General features: G+C 66.5%; 19 protein-coding genes. 16 read left to right on the plus strand and 3 right to left on the minus strand.

Features of this window, described 5'->3' with window-relative positions; all coding sequences use genetic code 11:
- Positions 1–48 precede the first annotated feature (48 nt).
- Both ACZ5R1_RS16975 and ACZ5R1_RS16980 read right to left on the minus strand, forming a co-directional pair.
- A complete protein-coding gene (locus ACZ5R1_RS16975) occupies positions 49–609 on the minus strand; it encodes a response regulator transcription factor (protein ID WP_007159542.1) in 561 nt (186 codons plus the stop codon).
- A 16-nt stretch (positions 610–625) separates the two neighbouring features.
- Positions 626–1,885: an ATP-binding protein gene (locus ACZ5R1_RS16980; RefSeq protein ID WP_007159543.1), complete on the minus strand. Its 1,260-nt coding sequence runs from the start codon at positions 1,883–1,885 to the stop codon at positions 626–628.
- Between the two features lie 176 nt (positions 1,886–2,061).
- Here ACZ5R1_RS16980 and ACZ5R1_RS16985 point away from each other — a divergent pair, with 176 nt between their 5' ends.
- The 11 genes from ACZ5R1_RS16985 (at position 2,062) to ACZ5R1_RS17035 (ending at position 15,277) form a co-directional block, all read left to right on the plus strand.
- Positions 2,062–2,769: an SIMPL domain-containing protein gene (locus ACZ5R1_RS16985; RefSeq protein WP_007159544.1), complete on the plus strand. Its 708-nt coding sequence runs from the start codon at positions 2,062–2,064 to the stop codon at positions 2,767–2,769.
- Between the two features lie 246 nt (positions 2,770–3,015).
- Entirely contained in the window at positions 3,016–4,614 is a 1,599-nt protein-coding gene (locus ACZ5R1_RS16990; RefSeq protein ID WP_007159545.1) for an ABC transporter substrate-binding protein, read from the plus strand.
- Positions 4,615–4,684: 70 nt separating this feature from the next.
- Entirely contained in the window at positions 4,685–6,283 is a 1,599-nt protein-coding gene (locus ACZ5R1_RS16995) for an ABC transporter substrate-binding protein (protein ID WP_464712587.1), read from the plus strand.
- Between the two features lie 42 nt (positions 6,284–6,325).
- Positions 6,326–7,918 (plus strand): ABC transporter substrate-binding protein, encoded by a 1,593-nt coding sequence (locus ACZ5R1_RS17000; protein ID WP_464712588.1) that lies wholly within the window; start codon positions 6,326–6,328, stop codon positions 7,916–7,918.
- A gap of 144 nt (positions 7,919–8,062) precedes the next feature.
- Positions 8,063–9,481, plus strand: coding sequence for an OprD family outer membrane porin (locus ACZ5R1_RS17005; RefSeq protein ID WP_027602554.1), 1,419 nt, complete (start codon positions 8,063–8,065; stop codon positions 9,479–9,481).
- A gap of 360 nt (positions 9,482–9,841) precedes the next feature.
- Positions 9,842–10,852: an ABC transporter permease subunit gene (locus ACZ5R1_RS17010; protein ID WP_007159549.1), complete on the plus strand. Its 1,011-nt coding sequence runs from the start codon at positions 9,842–9,844 to the stop codon at positions 10,850–10,852.
- A gap of 22 nt (positions 10,853–10,874) precedes the next feature.
- Positions 10,875–11,786, plus strand: coding sequence for an ABC transporter permease subunit (locus ACZ5R1_RS17015; protein ID WP_027597109.1), 912 nt, complete (start codon positions 10,875–10,877; stop codon positions 11,784–11,786).
- Entirely contained in the window at positions 11,783–12,814 is a 1,032-nt protein-coding gene (locus ACZ5R1_RS17020) for an ABC transporter ATP-binding protein (protein ID WP_007159551.1), read from the plus strand. Before ACZ5R1_RS17015 ends, ACZ5R1_RS17020 begins: the two co-directional genes overlap by 4 nt.
- On the plus strand, positions 12,801–13,826 hold the full coding sequence (locus ACZ5R1_RS17025; RefSeq protein WP_037007201.1) for a peptide ABC transporter ATP-binding protein: 1,026 nt from the start codon (positions 12,801–12,803) through the stop codon (positions 13,824–13,826). Before ACZ5R1_RS17020 ends, ACZ5R1_RS17025 begins: the two co-directional genes overlap by 14 nt.
- A gap of 214 nt (positions 13,827–14,040) precedes the next feature.
- The gene (locus tag ACZ5R1_RS17030) at positions 14,041–14,460 is read left to right on the plus strand and encodes a GNAT family acetyltransferase (RefSeq protein WP_108581271.1); all 420 of its coding nucleotides are present in this window, start codon (positions 14,041–14,043) and stop codon (positions 14,458–14,460) included.
- Between the two features lie 346 nt (positions 14,461–14,806).
- Positions 14,807–15,277, plus strand: a complete 471-nt coding sequence (locus ACZ5R1_RS17035) for a helix-turn-helix domain-containing protein (protein WP_027597112.1) — start codon at positions 14,807–14,809, stop codon at positions 15,275–15,277.
- A 232-nt stretch (positions 15,278–15,509) separates the two neighbouring features.
- On the opposite strand, the gene ACZ5R1_RS17040 is transcribed toward ACZ5R1_RS17035, so the two are convergent.
- Positions 15,510–16,628 carry a hypothetical protein gene (locus ACZ5R1_RS17040; RefSeq protein ID WP_042136104.1) on the minus strand — a complete coding sequence of 373 codons (1,119 nt, stop codon included), beginning with the start codon at positions 16,626–16,628 and terminating at the stop codon, positions 15,510–15,512.
- Positions 16,629–16,770: 142 nt separating this feature from the next.
- Here ACZ5R1_RS17040 and ACZ5R1_RS17045 point away from each other — a divergent pair, with 142 nt between their 5' ends.
- From ACZ5R1_RS17045 to ACZ5R1_RS17065, 5 genes are all read left to right on the plus strand, one after another.
- Entirely contained in the window at positions 16,771–17,076 is a 306-nt protein-coding gene (locus ACZ5R1_RS17045) for a nucleotide pyrophosphohydrolase (RefSeq protein ID WP_007159555.1), read from the plus strand.
- Positions 17,073–17,828 carry a methyltransferase domain-containing protein gene (locus tag ACZ5R1_RS17050; protein ID WP_316857068.1) on the plus strand — a complete coding sequence of 252 codons (756 nt, stop codon included), beginning with the start codon at positions 17,073–17,075 and terminating at the stop codon, positions 17,826–17,828. Before ACZ5R1_RS17045 ends, ACZ5R1_RS17050 begins: the two co-directional genes overlap by 4 nt.
- Before the next feature lie 47 nt (positions 17,829–17,875).
- A complete protein-coding gene (locus ACZ5R1_RS17055) occupies positions 17,876–18,487 on the plus strand; it encodes a DUF4136 domain-containing protein (RefSeq protein WP_115945899.1) in 612 nt (203 codons plus the stop codon).
- A 61-nt stretch (positions 18,488–18,548) separates the two neighbouring features.
- Positions 18,549–19,133 carry a DUF4136 domain-containing protein gene (locus ACZ5R1_RS17060; RefSeq protein WP_007159558.1) on the plus strand — a complete coding sequence of 195 codons (585 nt, stop codon included), beginning with the start codon at positions 18,549–18,551 and terminating at the stop codon, positions 19,131–19,133.
- Between the two features lie 159 nt (positions 19,134–19,292).
- The gene (locus ACZ5R1_RS17065) at positions 19,293–21,833 is read left to right on the plus strand and encodes a bifunctional diguanylate cyclase/phosphodiesterase (RefSeq protein ID WP_464712589.1); all 2,541 of its coding nucleotides are present in this window, start codon (positions 19,293–19,295) and stop codon (positions 21,831–21,833) included.
- The last annotated feature ends 1 nt before the right edge of the window (position 21,834 follow it).

Below are 21,834 nucleotides of genomic sequence, written 5' to 3' on the forward strand. Positions count from 1 at the left end.
AACAATGTAACAGTTTGTCGCCCACGGCGATCGTGGGCGATGCCAGCCTCAGCGACGCACCGGACGCTTCTGCAGCTTGCGCTGCAGGGTACGGCGGTGCATGCCCAGCGCCCGCGCGGTCGCCGAGATGTTGCCTTCGTGCTCGGACAGTACCCGCTGGATGTGCTCCCACTGCAGGCGATCCACCGACATGGGATTGTCCGGCACCAGGGTGTCGAGATCGGCGTGCTGGGCGAGCAGGCCGGCCAGGACGTCATCGGCATCCGCCGGCTTGCACAGGTAGTTGGTGGCGCCGCGCTTGATGGCCTCCACCGCGGTGGCGATGCTGGAATAGCCGGTGAGGATCACCACGCGCATCTCCGGGTGCAGCTCCAGCAGCTGGGGCAGCAGCACCAGCCCCGAGTCCCCTTCCATCTTGAGGTCGAGCACGGCGTAGTCCGGCAGGTCTTCCTTGGCCAGTTGCAGGCCTTCCTCGGCGCTGTCGGCGATGGACACGCGCAAGCCGCGGCGATCCATGGCGCGGGCCATCACCCGGGTAAAGGTGGGATCGTCGTCGACCAGCAGGATGTGGGGCTGGTCGTCGAAACCGCTGTTGAGGTCGTCAGTCATAGAATTCTCCAGGCATTCACGCCAGGGCGTAGTGCCGCGGCAGGCGCAATTCGGTCAGGGTGCCGCCTTCTTCGTGATTGTAGAGCTTCACCGTGCCGCCGGCGCGGGTGACGCTGGCCTGGCTGAGAAACAGGCCCAGCCCGAAGCCCTTGCCCTTGGTGGTGAAGAAGGGCTTGCCGAGCTGTTCGGCGATGGCCAGGGGTACGCCGGCACCGTGATCGCGGATCGACAGGCACAGCTCGCGCGCATCCCAGTGCAGACGGATGGCCAGGTTTTCCGGGCAGGCATCGGCGGCATTGTTGAGTAGATTCAGCAGTGCCTGGGTAAGTTCGACCGGCGGGGTCAGGCGCGGTGGCGTGCCCAGACTGACCACCTCGAAGCTGTAGGTGGCTTCCGGTCGCATCAGGTGCCAGCGATCCATGGTCGCCTCCAGCCACTCCACGGCGGTCTGCTCCTGCACCGTCTGGCGGCGGTCCGCTTCGGCCGCACGCACCAGTTGCTGCAGGGTCTGCTTGCACTGGCCGACCTGGGCCTGCAACAGCGCCAGGTCCTCGCTCAGGGTCGGCTGACCGGCGTACTCCTGCTGCAGCTCCTTGAGCAACACGCTCATGGTGGACAGCGGCGTGCTCAGCTCGTGGGCCGCGCCGGCGGCCTGGGTGGCCACGGCCAGCAGCTGCTGATCGCGCATGGCCTGTTCGCGGCGCTGGGCCTGCAGGCTCTCCTGCTCGCGCAGGGCGGTGGCCATGCGCGCGACGAACAGGGTGATGACCGCGGCGGAAAGGGCGAAGCTCAGCCACATGCCGTAGCTGAGCACCGCGCCGTCGTTGGCCACCAGCAGGTGCAACGGCTCGTAGGACAGCAGCATCAGCGAGAAGACCGCCAGGGTCAGGGCCGCCAGGACCAGGGTATAGAGCCAGGGCAGCGTGGCCGCGGCGATGGTCAGGGGCACCAGGTAATAGGAGGCGAAGGGGTTGGTCGGACCGCCGGCGAAATACAGCAGGGCACTGTGGATGGCCAGGTCGCAGCCCAGGTGGGCGGCGTATTCCTGCTCGGTGACCGGCCAGGGGCGGGTCAGCCGCAGGGCGGCGAACAGGCAGAGTACGGCCGAGACGCCCAGGGTGATGGCCAGGGCCGTCCAGGGCAGCTGGACGATGCCCGACAGCCGGGCGATGCCCACCGAGCCGGCCTGCGCGGCCAGCACCAGCACGCGGATGATGACCAGGCGCCCGAGATTCTGGCGATTGGCGGACAACCATTGAACAGGCAAGGAGAACATGCGAGGTTCCAGGCGCAAGAAACGATCGAGACGACAGCCCCGCGGGGCTGCCGGTCAGAGCAGACTTGGCATTATAGCGATGGGTATCCGCCCGCAGCCGCCGACGCGGCAAAGCGACGCACCATCCGCCAGGTCCGCGGTCACACCGCTTTCGGACTGCCAATCAGGAGAACACCATGACCTTTCCCCTACGCCCGCTCGTGCTGGGCGCCGCGCTGTTCAGCACCCTGCTCGCCACCGGCGTCCAGGCCGATGAGCCACGCTACAACCAGATCAGCCTGAGGGCCGAGGTCAGCCGCGAGGTCCCGCGCGACCGCATGCAGGTCATGCTCTACACCGAAAGCCAGGGCCAGGATCCGGCGGCCCTGGCCAGCGACACCACCAAGACCCTCAACGCCGCCCTGGAGCAGGCGCGCAAGGTCAAGGGGGTGGACGTTTCCCTGGGCAATCGCAACACCTATCCGGTCTATGAAGACCAGGGCCGCGCCATCAACGCCTGGCGCGAGCGCGGTGAACTGCGCCTGGAAAGCGCCGACTTCGCCGCCCTGTCCAAGCTGACCGGCGAACTGCTGGGCAGCCTGAAGATGGGCAACCTGCAATTCACCATCGCCGATGGCACCCGCAAGCAGCAGGAGGATGCCCTGTTCAAGGACGCCGTGGCCGCCTTCAAGGCGCGCGCCCAGCTGGCCACCGAAGCCCTGGGTGGCTCGGGCTATCGCATCGTCAGCCTGGACCTGGGTACCAGCGGCGTACCCCAGCCGCTGCCGATGCTGCGCATGTCGGCGATGAAGGCCGCCAGCGATGCCGTGACCCCGGATGTCGCCCCCGGCACCACCACCGTCGAAGTGACCGCGGGCGGTACCATCGAAGTACAGATGCCCTGATCTAGTGCAGAAAAGTAACAACGCTGTTCCGGTGCGCACTTTTGGTGCGCACCGGGTTCCTGCCGCGACACCTTGTCTTACATCTTTGCGACATCTGTTTTGTGTTTGGGTCGCCTGGGGTCAATAGCTCGCCTGAGCTATGGACATGGGCACAGGCTGTGCATGTGGGCTCATCTGTCCACAAGACATCGGCATTCTGTTTCGCAACGCCACATCGTGTTGCGCCGTCCCCGACATGAGGTCTCCATGCACAAGAACGTACTCGCTGCCCTCTTCGCTTCCGGTCTGCTGGCCGGCGCACCCCTGGCCCAGGCGACCAACCTGGTGTTCTGCTCCGAAGGCAGCCCGGCCGGCTTCGATCCGGCGCAATACACCACCGGCACCGACTTCGATGCGTCGGCGGAAACCATCTTCAACAAGCTGACCCAGTTCGAGCGCGGCGGTACCCAGGTCAAGCCGGGACTGGCAGAAAGCTGGGACATCAGCGAAGACGGCAAGGTCTACACCTTCCACCTGCGCAAGGGCGTGAAATTCCACACCACGGACTACTTCAAGCCGACTCGCGAATTCAATGCCGATGACGTCCTGTTCACCTTCCAGCGCATGCTGGACAAGAACAATCCGTTCCGTAAGGCCTACCCCACCGAATTCCCCTACTTCACAGACATGGGCCTCGACCAGAACATCGCCAAGGTGGAAAAGGTCGACGACTACACGGTGCGCATGACCCTCAACGAAGTGGACGCCGCCTTCCTGCAGAATCTGGCGATGCCCTTCCCGTCGATCCAGTCGGCCGAATACGCCGACAAGCTGCTCAAGGCCGGCAAGGCGGCCGAGATCAACCAGAAGCCGATCGGCACCGGTCCCTTCGTCTTCAGCCGCTACCAGAAGGATGCTGTGATCCGTTACAAGGCCAACCCGGACTACTGGGACAAGGTCGATGGACCCAAGGTGGACAACCTGATCTTCTCCATCAACACCGATCCTTCGGTGCGGATGCAGAAGCTCAAGGCCGGCGAGTGCCAGATCACCGTCTATCCGCGTCCGGCCGACCTCGACGGGCTGAAGAAGGACCCGAATCTCAAGCTGCCGTCGCAGCCGGGCTTCAACCTGGGCTACATCTCCTACAACGTCGAGCACGGCGAGCTGGCCAAGCTCAAGGTACGCCAGGCGATGGACATGGCGGTCAACAAGGAAGCCATCATCAACGCCGTCTACCAGGGCGCCGGCCAGGTAGCCGTCAACAGCATGCCGCCGACCCAGTGGTCCTATGACAAGTCCATCAAGGACGCGCCCTACGATCCGGAAAAGGCCAAGGCCCTGCTCAAGGAAGCCGGCTTCAAGGAAGGCACCGAGCTCACCCTCTGGGCCATGCCGGTGCAGCGTCCCTACAACCCCAATGCGCGCCTGATGGCGGAGATGCTGCAGCAGGACTGGGCCAAGATCGGCGTCAAGACCAAGATCGTCAGCTACGAATGGGGCGAGTACATCAAGCGTTCCAAGAGTGGCGAGCAGGACATCATGCTGATCGGCTGGAGCGGCGACAACGGCGACCCGGACAACTGGCTGGCGACCCTCTTCGGCTGCAAGGCCATCGGTGGCAACAACTTCTCCCGCTGGTGCTACCAGCCGTTCGAGGACCTGGTGGTCAAGGCCAAGCGCGTGACCGACCAGGGCGAGCGCACCAAGCTCTACGAACAGGCCCAGCAGGTGCTCAAGCAGCAGGTACCCATGACGCCCATCGCGCACTCCACGGTCTACATGCCGATGCGCAAGGAAGTCCAGGACTACAAGATCAGCCCCTTCGGGTTGAACGAGTTCTACGGCGTCAGCGTCAGCAAGTGAAGCCTCTTGGCCAGGGTCGGGAGCTAGACTCCCGACCCTGGCCGTTCATTTGACTGATGGAGTGAGACCCATGCGCCTTCCCTACGCCTACTCGTTGCTGGCGGCGAGCCTGCTCGCCTGTGCTCCGCTCGCCCAGGCGGCGAGCAACCTCGTCTATTGCTCGGAAGCCAGCCCGGCCGGTTTCGATCCGGCGCAATACACCTCGGGCACCGAATTCGATGCCTCGGCCGAAACGGTCTTCAACCGCCTGGTGCAGTTCCAGCGTGGCGGCACCACCCTCGAGCCGGGCCTGGCGACCCAATGGGACGTGAGCGCGGATGGCAAGACCTATACCTTCCACCTGCGCCAGGGCGTGAAATTCCATACCACCGACTACTTCAAGCCCACGCGCGACTTCACTGCCGACGACGTGGTCTTCACCTTCCAGCGCATGCTCGACAAGGAGCAGCCGTTCCGTAAGGCCTATCCCACGGAATTCCCCTACTTCACCGACATGGGGCTGGACCAGAACATCGCCAAGGTGGCCAAGGTCGACGACCACACCGTGGTCTTCACCCTGAACAAGGTCGACGCCGCCTTTGCCGCCGACCTGGCCATGAGCTTCGCCTCCATCCAGTCGGCGGAGTACGCCACGCAGTTGCTCAAGGCGGGCAAGCCCGAGCTGCTCAACCAGCAGCCCATCGGCACCGGCCCCTTCGTCTTCAGCCGCTACCAGAAGGATGCGGTGATCCGCTTCAAGGGCAATCCGGACTACTGGAAGCCCGAGGACGTCAAGCTCGACAACCTGATCTTCGCCATCACCCCCGATGCCGCCACCCGCCTGCAGAAGCTCAAGGCCAACGAATGCCAGGTGAGCGGCTATGCGCGTCCGGCGGACCTGGTGGAGATGAAGCAGGATCCGCAGCTCAAGGTGCTGCAGCAGCCGGGCTTCAACGTCGGCTTCCTCGCCTACAACGTCCAGCATCCACCGCTGGACAAGCCCGAGGTGCGGCGTGCCCTGGACATGGCCATCAACAAGCAGGCCATCGTCGACACCGTGTTCCAGGGCGCCGGCCAGGTCGCGCAGAACGTGATCCCGCCGAATCAGTGGTCCTACGACAAGAACATCAAGGGCGCGCCCTACGATCCGGAAAAGGCCAAGGCTCTGCTCAAACAGGCGGGGATCAAGGACGGTACCGAGATCGCGCTCTGGGCCATGACGGTGCAGCGCGCCTCCAACCCCAACGCCCGCCAGTCGGCGCAGATGATCCAGCAGGATTGGGCCAAGGTCGGCATCAAGGCCAAGATCGTCAGCTACGAATGGGGTGAGTACATCAAGAGAGCCAAGGCCGGCGAACACGATGTGCTGACCTATGGCTGGACCGGCGACAACGGCGATCCCGACAACTGGCTGGGCGTGCTCTATGGCTGCAGCGCCATCGGCGGCAGCAACTATGCGCGCTGGTGCGACAAGAGCTACGACGCCCTCATCCAGAAGGCCAAGACCAGCAACGATCGCGCCGAACGCACCCGTCTCTACGAGCAGGCGCAACAGATCATTCGCCAGCAGATGCCGGTGAGCCCCATGGCCCACTCGGTGGTGTCCCAGCCCATGCGCAAAGAAGTGCAGGGCTTCAAGATCAACCCCTTCGGCGTCACCGGTTTCTATGGCGTAAGCCTCGACCGCTGACCCTGTCCGGCCCGCCTCGCGGGCCTTCACGAGGAGCCTTCCGTGTCCAAACCGCTATTCTCGCTGTCTCTCGCCGCCCTCCTCTGCCTGACGGCCAATGCCGCCCTGGCACGCCCCCTGGTGGTCTGCACCGAGGCCAATCCGGAAGGCTTCGATCCGGGTCGCTACACCTCCGGCTATACCTTCAACGCCTCGGCCACCCCGCTGTACAACCGCCTGGTGGAATTCAAGCAGGGTACCGCCGAGCTGGAGCCGGGCCTGGCCGAAAGCTGGGAGGTCTCCCCGGATGGCCTGCAGTACACCTTCACCCTGCGCCAGGGGGTGAAATTCCACACCACCGACTACTTCAAGCCCACTCGCGATTTCAACGCCGACGACGTGGTGTTCAGCTTCGAGCGCATGCTCGACAAGAACAATCCCTGGTACAACCTCTCCCCGAGCGGCTATCCCTATGCCGCCGCCATGGAGATGGGCACCCTGATCAAGTCCATCGACAAGGTGGACGACAGCCACGTGCGCTTCACCCTCAACCAGCCCGAGGCGCCCTTCCTCGCCGACCTGGCCATGGCCTTCGGCTCGATCCTGTCCAAGGAATACGCCGACAGCCTGCTGGCCAGCAAGAAGACCGACGACATCAACCAGAAGCCCATCGGCACCGGTCCCTTCGTCTTCCAGCGTTATGCCAAGGATTCCAACACCCGCTACAAGGTCAATCCGGACTACTTCGGCAAGAAGCCGCAGATGGACGGCCTGGTGCTGGCGGTGACCCTGGATCCCAATGTGCGCATCCAGCGGGTGCGCAACAACGAGTGCCAGATCGGCCTGACGGTCAAGCCGCAGGACGTGCCGATGCTCAAGCAGGACAAGAGCCTCAAGCTGGCCCAGGTGGAAAGCCAGACCACCTCCTACCTGGCGCTGAACACCAAGCACAAGGCGCTGAGTGACGTGCGGGTGCGCCAGGCCATCGCCATGGCCTTCGATCAGCAGAACTACCTGAAGACGGTGTTCGGCGAAGGCGGCGCCAAGGCGGCGATCAATCCCTATCCCTCTTCGCTGCTGGGCTACGCCAAGGACATCAAGCCCTGGCCCCATGACGTGGAAAAGGCCAAGGCGCTGCTCAAGGAAGCCGGCTATCCCGATGGCTTCACCCTCAAGTACTACATCAGCACCGGTACCGGCCCGGGCGGCAGTCCGGCGCTGGTGGCCCAGCTGATCCAGGGCGACCTCGCCAAGATCGGCATCAAGGCCGAGATCACCCAGTTCGAGTGGGGCGAATTCGTCAAGCGCACCAAGGCCGGCGAGCACGACCTGATGATGATGAGCTGGACCGGCGACAACGGGGACCCGGACAACTTCCTCACCAACAACCTGAGCTGCGCCGCGGTGCAGGGCGGCGAGAACCGCGCCTTCTGGTGCGACCAGGCCTTCAACGACGCCATTGAAAAGGCCAAGCGCATCAACGACCCGGCTCAGCGTACCGCCCTCTACGAACAGGCCCAGCAGATCTTCCACCAGCAGATGCCCTGGATTCCGCTGGCGCATCCGCTGTTCACCGACGTCCTGCAACCCAAGGTGCAGGGCTATGTGCAGAGTCCGCTGGGGGTCTACGACTTCTCCACGGTGACCCTCGACTGATCGGCACCTGATGCCGTAAGCGACCGGGCCCGGGCGGCCCGCCCCTCGACCTATCCCGCCTCGCGCCGTGTTTCGGCGCGACGGGTTCGGTCGTGCCGGAAACGCCCAAAAAAACAGAAAAACGACCGCTTTGGAGCACAGCCGATGACCAACGTCCACCGTGGAGGCCTCGCCCTCTCGCTACTCACCCTGGCCCTGACCGCCCACGCCCAGTCCCCGGCGCCGGAAGATCCCAGCTACGCCAACGAGGTCCAGACCCTGCCCAACGTGCAGAAGCCGGTGAAGGGCCAGGAAGGCGCCAAGGGCTTCTTCGCCGACGACAGCCTGACCCTGGCCACGCGCAACTTCTTCGCCCGCGAGACCAGCTCCGATCCGATCTTCAGCTACACCAAGAACGGTACCCGGGTGCGCACTCACTCGCGCAATACCTGGGTCCAGGCCACGGCGCTCAAGTACAGCTCCGGCTACACCCAGGGCCCGGTGGGTTTCGGCATCGACGTGGCGGGCTATCAGGCCACCAACCTGGAGCGGGGCAAGGGTCAGATCGGTGGCGGCGGCAACCGCACCCTGGCCAACGCCGAGGGCGAGGGCCATGCCGAGTGGTCCAAGCTGGGCATCGCCGACGCGCGCTTCCGCGTCTCCAACACCGAACTCAAGATCGGTCGTTTCATGCTCGACACCCCGGTGATCAGCTACAACGACAACCGGCCCTTCCCCTCCGGCTTCGACGGCTTCGCCCTGACCAGCGATGAATGGGACAACCTCTCGCTGCAGGGTGGCAGCTTCACCCGGGTCAGTCCGCGGACCGGTGCCGGCGACGAGAAGTGGACCACCGAGTACGGCACCCGCGAGGTCACCGCCGACCGCCTGAGCTTTCTCGGTGGCAACTACAAGCTGCCCCAGGGCTGGGAAGTCAGCGTCTACGGCGCCAACTTCGAAGACGTCTGGAACCAGTACTTCCTGAGCGTGACCCAGGCCGGCGGCTCGCTCGACACCTTTGCCTGGAAGGCGGTGGCCAACGCCTATCGCACCGTCGACGCCGGCAGCGCCAAGGCCGGCGACATCGACAACACCGCCTGGAGCCTGGCGTTCACCGGCAGCCACCAGGCCCACAGCCTGACCCTGGCCTACCAGCAGATCGACGGCAACGAGTACTTCGATTACGCCCACGAAACCGCGGCCATCTACCTGGCCAACTCCCTGGTCTCGGACTACAACGGCCCCAACGAGAAGTCGCTGCAGATCCGCTACGAAACCGACTGGAGCTACTTCGGCGTGCCCGGCCTGAGCACCGGCGTCTGGTACGCCAAGGGTTGGGACATCGACGGCACCCACTACGACGCCGGCGCCGGCAAGTACGCCAACTATGCCGAGGTCCTGCAGCAGGATGGCGAGAAGCACCACGAGATCGGCCTGGTCACCACCTACAAGGTGCAGCAGGGCACGCTCAAGGACAGTCGCTTCCGCCTGCTGCTGACCGATCACCGCGCCAGCCAGAACCAGGTCGACGGCAACGTCAAGGAGCTGCGTCTGGTCTCCACCCTGCCGTTCAACCTGCTGTGATGACGAAACCCGGCGGATTTCGTTCAGCGCCCGGCATCTCGCCGGGATCGCGTCGCGAACACCGGCGAAGCCCTGGCCATGTCGAGGATATCGACGGCCGTGGCAACGTGGTAGTCTGCCGGGTTTGGAGCGCTGGCCCAGAGCGCTCTTCGAACCTATTCGTAGGACCGAACGAGCCTGCCGCTGGCAGGCCGCGTTCGTCGCGGACCAGGACGGTCCGCGCAGGGATGAATCCGGACCCACAAGGTCTGAGAGTCAGATCAAAAGCCCGCGGGCTTTTGAGCGGGCTTTCACTTAAAAACGCGGCCGGGCACGTACTCGCGCCGTCTTGATCAGCCTCAAGAGGAGATACCCCCTCCGATGCTCGCCTTCATCGCCCGTCGCTTCGGGCTGCTGATACCGACGTTCTTTGGCGTCACCCTGCTGACCTTCGCCCTGATCCGCCTCATCCCCGGCGATCCGGTGGAAGTCATGATGGGCGAACGCCGCGTCGATCCGCAGATGCACGCCGAAGCCATGCACCGCCTGGGCCTCGACAAGCCCCTGTACCAGCAGTATTTCGACTACATCGGCAATCTCGCCCAGGGCAACCTCGGCGAATCCCTGCGCAGCCGCGTCGGGGTCTGGGACGAATTCCTGACCCTGTTCCCGGCCACCCTGGAACTCTCGGTGGCGGCCATGCTGTTCGCCACGGTGTTCGGCGTGCTGGCCGGCATCATCGCCGCCCTCAGGCGCGGCTCCACGGTGGACCACGGGGTGATGGGCGTGGCCCTGACCGGCTACTCCATGCCGATCTTCTGGTGGGGCCTGCTGCTGATCATGCTGTTCTCGGTGCAGCTCGGCTGGACCCCGGTCTCCGGTCGTCTGGACCTGCTCTACGACATCCCGCCGCGCACCGGCTTCATGCTCATCGACACCCTGCTCTCCGACGAGCCCGGCGCCTTCGTCGATGCCCTCAAGCACCTGATCCTGCCGGCCATCGTGGTGGGCACCATTCCCCTGGCGGTGATCGCGCGCATGACCCGCTCGGCCATGCTCGAGGTGCTGCGCGAGGACTATGTGCGCACCGCTCGCGCCAAGGGCCTGTCGCCCAAGCGGGTGGTCTTCGTCCACGCCCTGCGCAACGCCCTGATCCCGGTGCTGACCGTGCTCGGCCTGCAGGTCGGTAGCCTGCTCTCCGGCGCGGTGCTCACCGAGACCATCTTTTCCTGGCCCGGCATCGGCAAGTGGCTGATCGAGGCCATCGGCGCCCGGGACTACCCGGTGGTGCAGAACGGCATCCTGCTGATCGCCACCCTGGTCATCCTGGTCAATTTCGTCGTGGACATCCTCTACGGCCTGGTCAATCCGCGCATCCGCCACCAGCGTTGATGCGCCCAAACGGACAGAGCCTATGACAACGGTAAATACCCCGGCCGCTCAAGACCCGAGCGCCCTCTACCCCTCCCCCTTCAAGGAGTTCTGGCACGCCTTCGCCCGCAACAAGGGCGCCCTCGGCGGGCTGATCTTCATGGTCATCGTGGTGTTCTGCGCGCTCTTCGCGCCCTGGGTCGCGCCCCATGCGCCCAGCGAGCAATTCCGCGACTTCATGCTCACCCCGCCACTGTGGCTGGAGGGCGGCAACAGCCAGTTCCCGCTGGGTACCGACGAGCTGGGGCGTGACCTGCTCAGCCGGCTGATCCACGGCGCCCGGCTGTCGCTGCTGATCGGCCTGGCCTCGGTGGTCTTCTCGCTGATCCCCGGCATCCTGCTCGGCCTGGTCGCCGGCTTCTCGCCCAATCGCGCCGGTCCGGTGATCATGCGCCTGATGGACATCATGCTGGCGCTGCCGTCGCTGCTGCTGGCCGTGGCCATCGTCGCCATCCTCGGCCCAGGCCTGATCAACACCGTGGTGGCCATCGCCATCGTCTCGCTGCCGTCCTATGTGCGCCTGACCCGCGCCGCGGTGATGGGCGAACTGCACCGCGACTACGTCACCGCCTCGCGGCTGGCCGGCGCCGGCACCCTGCGGCTGATGTTCGTCAGCGTGCTGCCCAACTGCATGGCGCCGCTGATCGTCCAGGCCACCCTGAGCTTTTCCTCGGCGATCCTCGATGCCGCCGCCCTGGGCTTCCTCGGCCTCGGCGTGCAGCCGCCCACTCCCGAGTGGGGCACCATGCTGGCCTCGGCCCGTGACTACATCGAGCGCGCCTGGTGGGTGGTGACCCTGCCGGGTCTCGCCATCCTCTTCACCGTGCTGGCCATCAACCTGATGGGCGACGGCCTGCGCGATGCCCTCGATCCGCGTCTGAAGGTGCAGTCATGAGCCTCCTCGAAATCCAGAACCTCTCGGTGCGCTTCGGCGGCGCCGACGCCCCGCCGGTGGTGGAAGGCCTCGATCTCACGGTGGATCAGGGCGAGATCGTCGCCATCGTCGGTGAGTCCGGCTCCGGCAAGTCGGTGACCATGATGGCCGTGATGGGCCTGATCGATCACCCCGGCCGCATCACCGCCGACCGCCTGGCCTTCGACGGCCAGGACCTGCTCAGCCTCAAGGGTCGCCGCCGGCGCCACCTGATCGGCAAGGAGCTGTCGATGGTCTTCCAGGACCCGATGACGGCACTCAACCCCAGCTACACCGTGGGCTTCCAGCTGGAAGAGGTGATCCGCCAGCATCTGGGCCTCAAGGGTCGCGCCGCTCGCCAGCGCGCTCTGGAATTGCTGGAAAAGGTCGAGATCCCGGCCGCGGCCAGTCGCCTCGGCGCCTATCCGCACCAGCTGTCCGGGGGCATGAGCCAGCGCGTCGCCATCGCCATGGCCATCGCCGCCGAGCCACGTCTGCTGATCGCCGACGAACCCACCACCGCCCTGGACGTGACCATCCAGGCGCAGATCATGGAGCTCTTGGTCAATCTGCAGCGCGACGAGGGCATGGGCCTGATCCTCATCACCCACGACCTCGCCGTGGTGGCCGAGACCGCCCAGCGCGTGGTGGTGATGTACGCCGGCCAGGCGGTGGAGAAAGGCGTGGTGCCGACGCTGTTCGACGCCCCCGCCCACCCCTATACCGAAGCCCTGCTGGCGGCCATTCCCGAGCACAGCCAGACGGATCGCCTGCACACCCTGCCCGGTATCGTGCCCGGTCGCTATGACCGGCCGGCCGGCTGCCTGCTCAGTCCGCGCTGCCCCTATGTGCAGCCACGCTGCCAGGAGCGTCCGGCGCTGGAGCCCTATGACCGCGGCGCGGTGCGCTGCTTCTTCCCGCGCAACGTCGCCCCGGGCGAAGCCCCCGAGGTGCTGCCCGAACATCAACGTCCCAGCCAGTTGCCGGAGGATCGCCATGGCGCCGTCTGAAGCCACCGTCCTCGCCCGCTCCACCACCCCGGAGCAGGCGCCCGAGCACCTCGTGCTCGAAGCCAAGGGCCTGACCCAGCACTATCAAATCTCCCGCGGGCTGTTCAAGGACAGCGCCACGGTCAAGGCGCTCAACGGCGTCTCCTTCGACCTCCAGGCCGGGCGCACCCTGGCCGTGGTGGGGGAGTCGGGCTGTGGCAAGTCCACCCTGGCCCGTGCCCTGACCCTGATCGAGCAGCCCACCGCCGGCAGCCTGGTCATCGGCGGCCAGGACGTGGCCCAGGCCGACGCCGCCCGCCGCAAGGAGCTGCGCCGCGAGGTGCAGATGGTGTTCCAGAATCCCTACGCCTCGCTCAATCCGCGGCGCAAGATCGGCGACCAGCTGGCCGAGCCGCTGCAGATCAACACCAGCCTGTCGCGCACCGAAAGGCGCGAGAAGGTGCAGGCGATGATGCAGCAGGTGGGCTTGCGGCCCGAGCACTACCAGCGCTATCCGCACATGTTCTCCGGCGGCCAGCGCCAGCGCATCGCCGTGGCCCGCGCCATGATGCTGCAGCCCAAGGTGCTGGTGGCGGACGAGCCGACCTCGGCGCTGGACGTGTCCATCCAGGCGCAGGTGCTCAACCTGTTCATGGATCTGCAGCAGCAGTACCGCACGGCCTATGTGTTCATCTCCCACAATCTCTCGGTGGTGCGCCACATCGCCGACGAGGTGATGGTGATGTACCTGGGCTGCATCGTCGAAAAGACCAGTCGCGACCTGCTGTTCGAGCGGCCCCTGCATCCCTATACCCAGATGCTGCTGTCGGCCACCCCGAGTCTGCACCCGGATCCGAGCAAGCCGCGCATCCGCATCCAGGGCGAACTGCCCAATCCGCTGGATCCGCCACCCGGTTGCGTCTTCCACCGTCGCTGCCCCTATGCGACGGAAAAGTGCAAGACCGAGGTCCCGGCGCTGCGCAACGTGGAAGCCCGCCAGGTGGCCTGCCACTATGCGGAGAACTTTCTGTAGGCCAACGGCGCCGTTGGGCTTCGCTGGCGATCAATCCAACCTACTCACTGACGCTGGTACGTAGCAGCAACTCTCGCATCGCGGCCATGGGCCGCTCCTACATGGTGATCAGAACCCGTAGGAGCGGCCCATGGCCGCGATAGAGCCGTTAAAGCCAGCAGCATCCTCGAACGCACCTGTTATCTTTGGGCTTCATCCCGCTGCCGGACTTCCCATGCACATCCGCCCCTTCCAGCCCGCCGACACCGAAGCCGTGGTCAGCCTCTGGCAGGCTTGCGGTCTGACCCGTCCCTGGAACGATCCCTACCGCGACATCCAGCGCAAGCTCGCCGAGCAACCCGAGTTGTTTTTGGTGGGCGAAGCGGACGGCGTGCTCATGGCCAGCGCCATGGTCGGCACCGATGGCCATCGCGGCTGGCTCTACTACCTGGCGGTGGCTCCCGCCCACCAGCGGCGCGGTCATGCCCGGCGACTGGTGGCGACCGCCGAACAGCTGCTCACCGAGCGCGGCTGCCCCAAACTGCAGCTGATGGTGCGCCGGGACAACGCGGCGATCCTCGGCTTCTATGCGGCCTTGGGTTATGTGGAGGCCGAGGTCGTCACCCTGGGCAAGCGGCTGATCGCCGACGACTAGAGTGGAAGAAGGCGAAGCCCTGTCCGCTGCCGATACTCAATGCCCAGTGGAAAACGCTTCGCGGCTTTCCACGCTATGGACTGACAGCTGACTGCAGGGTGGGTAACGGCGCAGCCTTACCCACGCGCAGCCGAACCTGTTGTGGAAACCCTGGACGGTTTCCACCAGGTATAGCCGGTGTAGAGTGGACGGATCCTCTGAGGAGACGGGCTTCCGAATCCCCCTGCCGGCGAGGCCGTCAGGTCCCTGTCGTCTCCCTGTCAGGCTGCTGTCGGGTTGCCGTCGTGTCGGACAGAGGGGTCTGCGGCTAGGCTTTCCCTCGTCCCTCATCGCTGGAGAAATCGAGATGCAACTGCCCAACAGGATCAAGGAACACCGCCTGGCGCGAGCCTGGTCGCAAGAGCAGCTGGCCGAACTCGCGGGCATCAGCACCCGTACGGTGCAACGCCTCGAAAATGGCGAGCAGGCCAGTCTGGAGACGCTGAGCGCCCTGGCCGCCGTCCTGGAGATCAGGGTGAGCGATCTGACCGAGCAAACCTCCCAGGAAGCAGGATCCGCCGCAGACGAGCGGATCGCCAATGCTCGTGAACAGGTAGCCGCCGAGATCGGCTTCTATTGGCAGGTGCTGCGAGGCCTGGTCATCTGCATCTTTCTCTATGTGCTCAATCGCGAGACCTCGCCCGACAGCCACTGGTCCTGGTGGGTCGCCGCCATCTGGGGAGTTCTGCTGCTGGGCCGCGGCATCCAGACCTTCTTCCTGCGCGACCGAATCGCCCTCTGGCAGCACGCCCGGCTGCAAAAGCTGCTACGCAAGTAGCAAAGGCCGGCGATCGGCACCCACCTCCCGGCGGCCTCGGGCCATAGCGCGGCCATCCGGCCATCGGACTGCCGAGCCAGGTGGCGATCCTGGACTTCAACAGGCTCAGCGCCAACCCACGAGCGTGCGACCCGCTGCCGTAGGTTGGGCTGAGACGGCTTCATCGTCGAAGCCCAACATCCCAGACCTTTTCCTTGCTGTCGGGCTTCGCTGGGCTCAACCCAACCTGCGTTTAGCGTGGCAGCAGCCCCACCAACGGCCCCGGATGCTTGCGGACCTCGGCGTAGGGCACCAGGGTACCGCCGGGTTCGTCGCAGTTGCGGGCGGCGCGGAAGAAGGTCGGACCGAGGTAGAGACCCTTGGGCGTCAGGTACCAGGGCGCGAATTGCCAGACGTCGGCGCTGCGATAATCGCAGCCGTCGCCATCGGCCGGCGCCTGCATCAGCTCTGGATACAGGCGGGTGAACAGCCCGATCACCCAGGGCGCCAGGGTCTGTTCCCGATAGTCCGCCAGGGCCTGGGAATAGCGATCCTCCGGCTGCGGGCGGATCGGCTGGCCGTGACCCAGCCAGAGAACGTCTTCCAGCGCCAGCTCCTGGCCGGTCTGGAGATCCAGGGTCAGGGGCGCGCTGCCGAAATCCGGGTGGGCCGCGCCGCTGCAGCTGTACTGGCTGAACAGATTGACGCTGAGCACCCGCTCGGTGAGCAACTGCGGGGTCACCTGCAGGCTGTGCTCGCCGTCAGGACCGATGCAGCTCAGATGGGCGTCCACCTCCGCCCAGAGGCGGTCGCGCAGCACGGCATTGGCCGCCTCGCTGGCGCCCTCCACGGTAAACAGCTGCATGCCCGAGACCGGCTCGCGCCACCCGCGCAGCTCACGCCCCATGAAGGTCTGGCGCTCGCCCGGTTCCAGCTGGAGTCCCTGCAGACGGCGGTATTCGTAGGGATCGTCCCGGCGCAGTTGCTGCCGATAGCGATCGTCCGCGGCGGGCTGCGCCAGGTGCAGCGGCGCCAGGGCGAGGGGCAGGGTCTTTCCGGCCCCGCTCCAGCTGCCGGTCCAGCGACCGTCGGTGCCGCGCGTCAGCGACCAGCTGGCCTTGGCGCCCTCCTGCCAGGGCGCGCCCTCCTCCAGCTCCAGCCGGTCGCCCGGCTGGGCCGGACCGCTCAGGCGCAGGTCGCGGCGATAGCGGTCGTAGAAATAGCGCCCATAGGCTTCGTCATTGGCGGTGGGATCGAGCTCCACCACCACCCGGGCCTGGCCCAGGGTGCCTTCCAGCAGCAGCTTTTCGGCATGGGCGACGCCGGTGGTCAGCAGCAGGGCCAACCCCAGTCCGGACAGACAAGCTTTCATCAGGGCTCCCGCAGCCAGCGTATCAATGTTGCGCTCAGGGTAGAGCAGCGGCGCCAGGCTGTCTTGCGGGTCGGCGGACGAGCCACTGCCGCCCGCGCGTTCAGCCATGGGAGAATGGCGTTTTTTCAACCCTCGGACGCCCATGGACCTCCCCGCCCTGCTCACCCGCCTGCACGCGATCCGCGATGCCAACGCCTGGCGGCGCTATCACAACCCCAAGAATCTGGCGATGGCCGCCAGCGTCGAGATGGCCGAGCTGGTGGAGATCTTCCAGTGGAAGAGCGATGTCGAAGCCCGCGCCCTGAGCGCCGCCGAGCGCGAACACGCCGGCCAGGAAATCGCCGACGTGCTGCTCTATCTGCTGCAACTGGGCAGCGAACTGGAACTGGACGTGGAACAGGCGGTGCTGGCCAAGCTGGCCGATAACGAGAGGCGCTTCCTGCCGTGAGCGATACCTTCTTCGACGACCGCGCCACCCGCTTCGCCGCCAACATCTATGGCGGCACCAAGGGCGCCATCCGCCTGGCCGTATTGCAGGTGGATCTGACCGAGGTGCTGCCGCAACGCCCGCTGCGGGTGCTGGACATCGGCGCCGGGCTCGGCCACATGAGTCTCTGGCTGGCGCAACAGGGCCATGCGGTGACCCTGGCCGAACCCTCGGCGCCCATGCTGGCGGGGGCCCAGGAGGCCTTCGCCGCCGCCGGCCTCGACGCCGCCTGGCTGGCGCTGCCCTGGCAGGAGCTGCCCTTCTTCGCCGAACCCTTCGATCTGGTGCTCTGCCACGCGGTGCTGGAATGGCTGGAGACGCCCACGGCGATCCTGCCGACCCTGCAACGCTGCCTGGCGCCGGACGGCTGGCTGTCGCTGGCCTTCTACAACCGCGACGCCCTGATCTATCGCAATCTGCTCAAGGGGCACTTTCGCAAACTCCGGCAGGGTGAATACGCCGGCGCGGGCCAACGCGGCCTCACCCCGCAACAACCGCTGGACCCGCGCGAGGTCGAGGCCTGGCTGGCGCCGGACTGGCGGATCCAGGCGCGCAGTGGCGTACGGGTCTTCCATGACTACATGCCGCCGGAATTCCAGGCGCGCGCTGCGGGCGAGGAGCTGGTGGCCATGGAACTGGCCCATCGACGGCACCCGGCCTTCGCCGGTCTCGGCCGCTATCTGCATTGGCTCTGCCAAGCTAAGGCAGGATGACCCCGGGCGCGGTATGCTCTGGCCAGCATTCCTTCGAGGAACCGGTCATGCGTCGCCCCCTGTTCTGCCTGTCGCTCGCGCTGCTCGCCCTGGCCGGTTGCCAGACGCCCAATCCCTATGTCGCCAGCAGCCTGCCCGAAGCCTCGGTGCCGGTGCTGCCGCAGCAGGATCCAGCGGCCTATCCGCCGGCACCGCGTGACTGGAGTCGCTATCGCACCTGGAGCTGGGCCCCCGGCGCCGCCGTGGTCAGCGGCGGCCTGGATGGCCAGACCGTGCAGCAGGCGGTGGCCGACGGTCTTGACCAGCGTGGGCTGCGACCGGCCCTTGGCGGTGCCCGCGCCGATCTGCAGGTGCGGGCCCGCCTTACCCAGCAGCAGCGCAGCGAGCAGTACACCGACTACTACGACACGGGCTATGGCTACGGCGGCTACGGGCCCTATGGCTACGGCCCGGGCTATGGCGCCAGCGTCGGCCAGGCGCGGACCCGCACCCGGACCTTTCTGGTCGACGTGCTGGAGGTGGAATTGCTCGATCCCGCCACCGGCCGCGTGCTCTGGCATTCGGCCGCCGAGCAGGCCAGCGGCGGCAATAGCGGCGAACGCGCGCGTACCCTGAGGGACACCACCCGCCGCCTGCTGGCCAACTATCCGCCCAGCTGACGCGATAAGTCGCCCTTAAGCCAGTCCAAGCAGACTAGTCTCCTGACCCAGAGGATCGCCCATGAAACGTTGCCTCCTGCTGCTTGCGGTCCTCTTGCTGGCGGCCTGCGCCGAGCGCGGCCCGCGCAACCTAGACTATGACGCCAGCCGCGACTTCGCCGCCTATCGCAGCTGGGGTTGGGCCGATCCCGCCATCGAGTACCGCCCCAACGATCCGCGGGTACGTAGCGATCTCACCGAACAGCGCCTGCGCGATTCGGTCAGCAGCGGGCTCGACCAGCGCGGGCTGCGTCCCGCACCGACCGGCGCGCGCCCGGATCTGAAGATCAAGCTCTATGTGATCCTCGATCAGCGCCAGCAGAGCTTCAGCTATGCCGATCCCTACTGGGGCCCGGGCTGGGGTGGCCCCTGGGGCTCCGCCTGGGGTCCCGGTCCCTGGGGGCCGAGCTATGTGCGCACCCAGACCGTCACCTACCCGGTGATGACGGTGCAACTCGACATGCTCGATGGCCGTGACGGCAAGCTGGTCTGGCGCGCCAGCGAAGAGCGCCTGCTGGACGACCAGAACGCCACCCCGGCCCAGCGCAGCGCCGCCTTCAGCCGGCTGATCGGCGACCTGCTCGTCAGCTATCCGCCGCGGCCTTGAGCGGTTGACCGTCCGGGCGGCTCTTGGCTGCCCCCGGTCCGACGCTGAGCAGACGGCCGCTGGGCGGTAACGGATAATGGCCTCTGGCCAGGTACCCCGCGCGTCGTCTGTGGCCCGCTTGCGGGAAACTGACTGTCTCCAGCGCCGCCCAGGTTGATCATGACGTCCACGCCCATCGCCACCCGCCGCAGCCACAATCTGCTGCTGCGCCTCTTTCCGGTCATCTGCGCCCTGCCGATCCTGCTCGGCCTCGGCTGCTACCTGCTGATCAGGACCGCCACCAGCCAGGACGCCGACGTCCAGCAACGCGCCCGCACCTATATCGAGCGCACCCTGGTGCAGGTGGAAAACGAAATCGGCCACAACATCATCAACTACGCCAAGTGGGGCGAGGCCTATAAGCACCTGCACCTGACGGTCGATCTGTTCTGGGCCAACGACGAGCGCAACGTCGGCGACATCCCCTATGAGCTCTACGGCTACAACGGGGTCTTCGTACTGGATCCGCAGGACCGGACCGTCTACGCGGTGATCGATGGTCGGCCGACCGAGCGCGCGGCGGCGCAATGGCTCGAAGGCGATCTGGCCGGTCTGCTGGCGGAGACCCGCCAGCGCCCCGGCGAGACCGAAAGCCTGGTCCGGGTGCTGAGCGTGGGCGGCGTCCCGGCGCTGGTCGCCGCGGCCACCATCACGCCGGGCGCGAGCTACAGCGTGGCCCCTGGCCCCGGCGCGCCCTCGGTGATGCTGTTCGTCAACGTGCTCGATCCGGACACCCTGGCCCATCTCAGCGACACCTATGGCCTGCCGCGACTCGAGGCGTCGCGGGCACCCCTCGCCGATCACCAATACCTGCAGTTTCTGGATTCGCCGCTGCTGCTCAACTGGCAACCGCCGCAACCCGGTGCCCAGCTCCTGCGCCGCACCCTGCCGATCTTTCTGGCCGGGGTGCTGCTGCTCGGGCTGGTGCTGGCCCTACTGATCCGTCATGCGCTGAATTCGGCCCGCCAGCTCGACCGGCAATTCGATGCCTTGGTCGCCAGCCAGGCCGAACTGAGCCGCAGCGAAAGCCGCTTTCGCGAACTCGCCGAGGCCGCCTCCGACTGGCTCTGGGAAAGCGACGCCGCAGGCCGTATCACCTATCTCTCCGAACGCTTCGCCCGCATCACCGGCCATGCGCCCGGCAGCTGGCTCGGCCGGCCGCTCACGGAGCTGTTCAGCAGCGAGACCACCCGCCTGGCCAACTGGCTCCAGGACAACGTTCACCAGCGCGACGAGCGTCAGGTGCTGCGCTGCCACTACCGCGACCGCCAGGGTCACGCCCGGGTCTGCGAGATCACCGCCCGGCCGCTGCCCGAGGGCGCCGGCTTTCGCGGTACCGCCAGCGACATCACCGCCGCGGTCAATGCCCAGGCGGAAATCGAACACCTGTCGCAGCACGACAGCCTGACCGGCCTGGCCAATCGGCTGCAATTGCAGCACTACCTGGCACGCAAACTGGCGCAATCCAGAACGCCGCTGACGCTGCTCAGCCTGGACCTGGATCGCTTCAAGCCGGTCAACGACAGCCTCGGCCATGCCGCCGGCGATCGGGTGCTGCAGGAAATCGCCCGGCGCCTGCAGGCCAGTCTGAGGCCCGGCGGCCTGGTGGCGCGCCTGGGTGGCGACGAATTCATCGTGGTGTTGCTCGGTCACCTGGACGTGGCGACGGTCGACCAGATCTGTGCCCGCCTGGTAAACGCCATCGGCCGGCCGATTCTGCTGGAGGAGCAGTCGGTCAGCGTCGGCACCAGCATTGGCATCGCCCAGGCCCCGGACCAGGCCACCCAGGTCGAGGACCTGCTGCGTCTGGCGGATATCGCGCTCTACCAGGCCAAGGCCGCGGGTCGCAACGGCTGGTGCTTTCATGCGCCGGCGATGGACGCCCAGCTCAGCCAGCGGCGGGATCTGGAGCAGGAGTTGCGCCAGGCGCTGGCGCTCGACCAGCTGCGCCTGGGCTACCTGCCGCGCAGAGGCGTCGCCACGGGTGACCTGAGCGGCGTCGAGGTCCAGCTGCACTGGGCCCATCCGCTGCGCGGTCTGCTGCCGCCCGCCGCCTTCCTGCCGCTGGCCGAAGAGACCGGACTCAGCGTTGCCCTGGGGCCGTGGCTGCTGGACGGCGCCTGTCGCGCCGCCGCGGCCTGGCCCGTGCCGCTGCGGCTGGTCATCAGTCTGTCGGCGCGCCAGTGCGCCGATGCCGAGGCCCTGGTGGAGGCGGTCGCCAGCGCCCTGCAGACGAGTGGTCTGGCAGCGGGACGCCTGGAGCTGCAAGTGCCCGAGGCCTTGTTGCAGGCGGAAGACGTGTCTCTCACTCAGCTGCAGGCGCTCAAGGCCCTGGGCGTGCGCCTGAGCCTGGCCGACTTCGGCAGCGGCTCCGGCGGCCTCGAGGCGCTGCGCCAGTCCGTGCTGGATGGCATCAGTCTGGATAGCCGTCTCGTCGCTCGTCTGGAAGACCAGCCTGCCGATGCCGCCATCGCCCAGGCCCTGATCGGCCTCGGACGGACCCTGGGCCTGCGGGTGGCGGCGACGGGCGTGGAGACGCAGGACCAGTTGGACTGGCTGCGGGCGCACCTCTGCGACGAGGTCCAGGGCCCGCTGTTCGGCCCGGTCCTGGCGGGCAACGACCTGGCGTTGCTGCTGGCTAGCGAACAGCGGCTGGGATGAC

The organism is Pseudomonas sp. Pso3, from assembly GCF_055393275.1.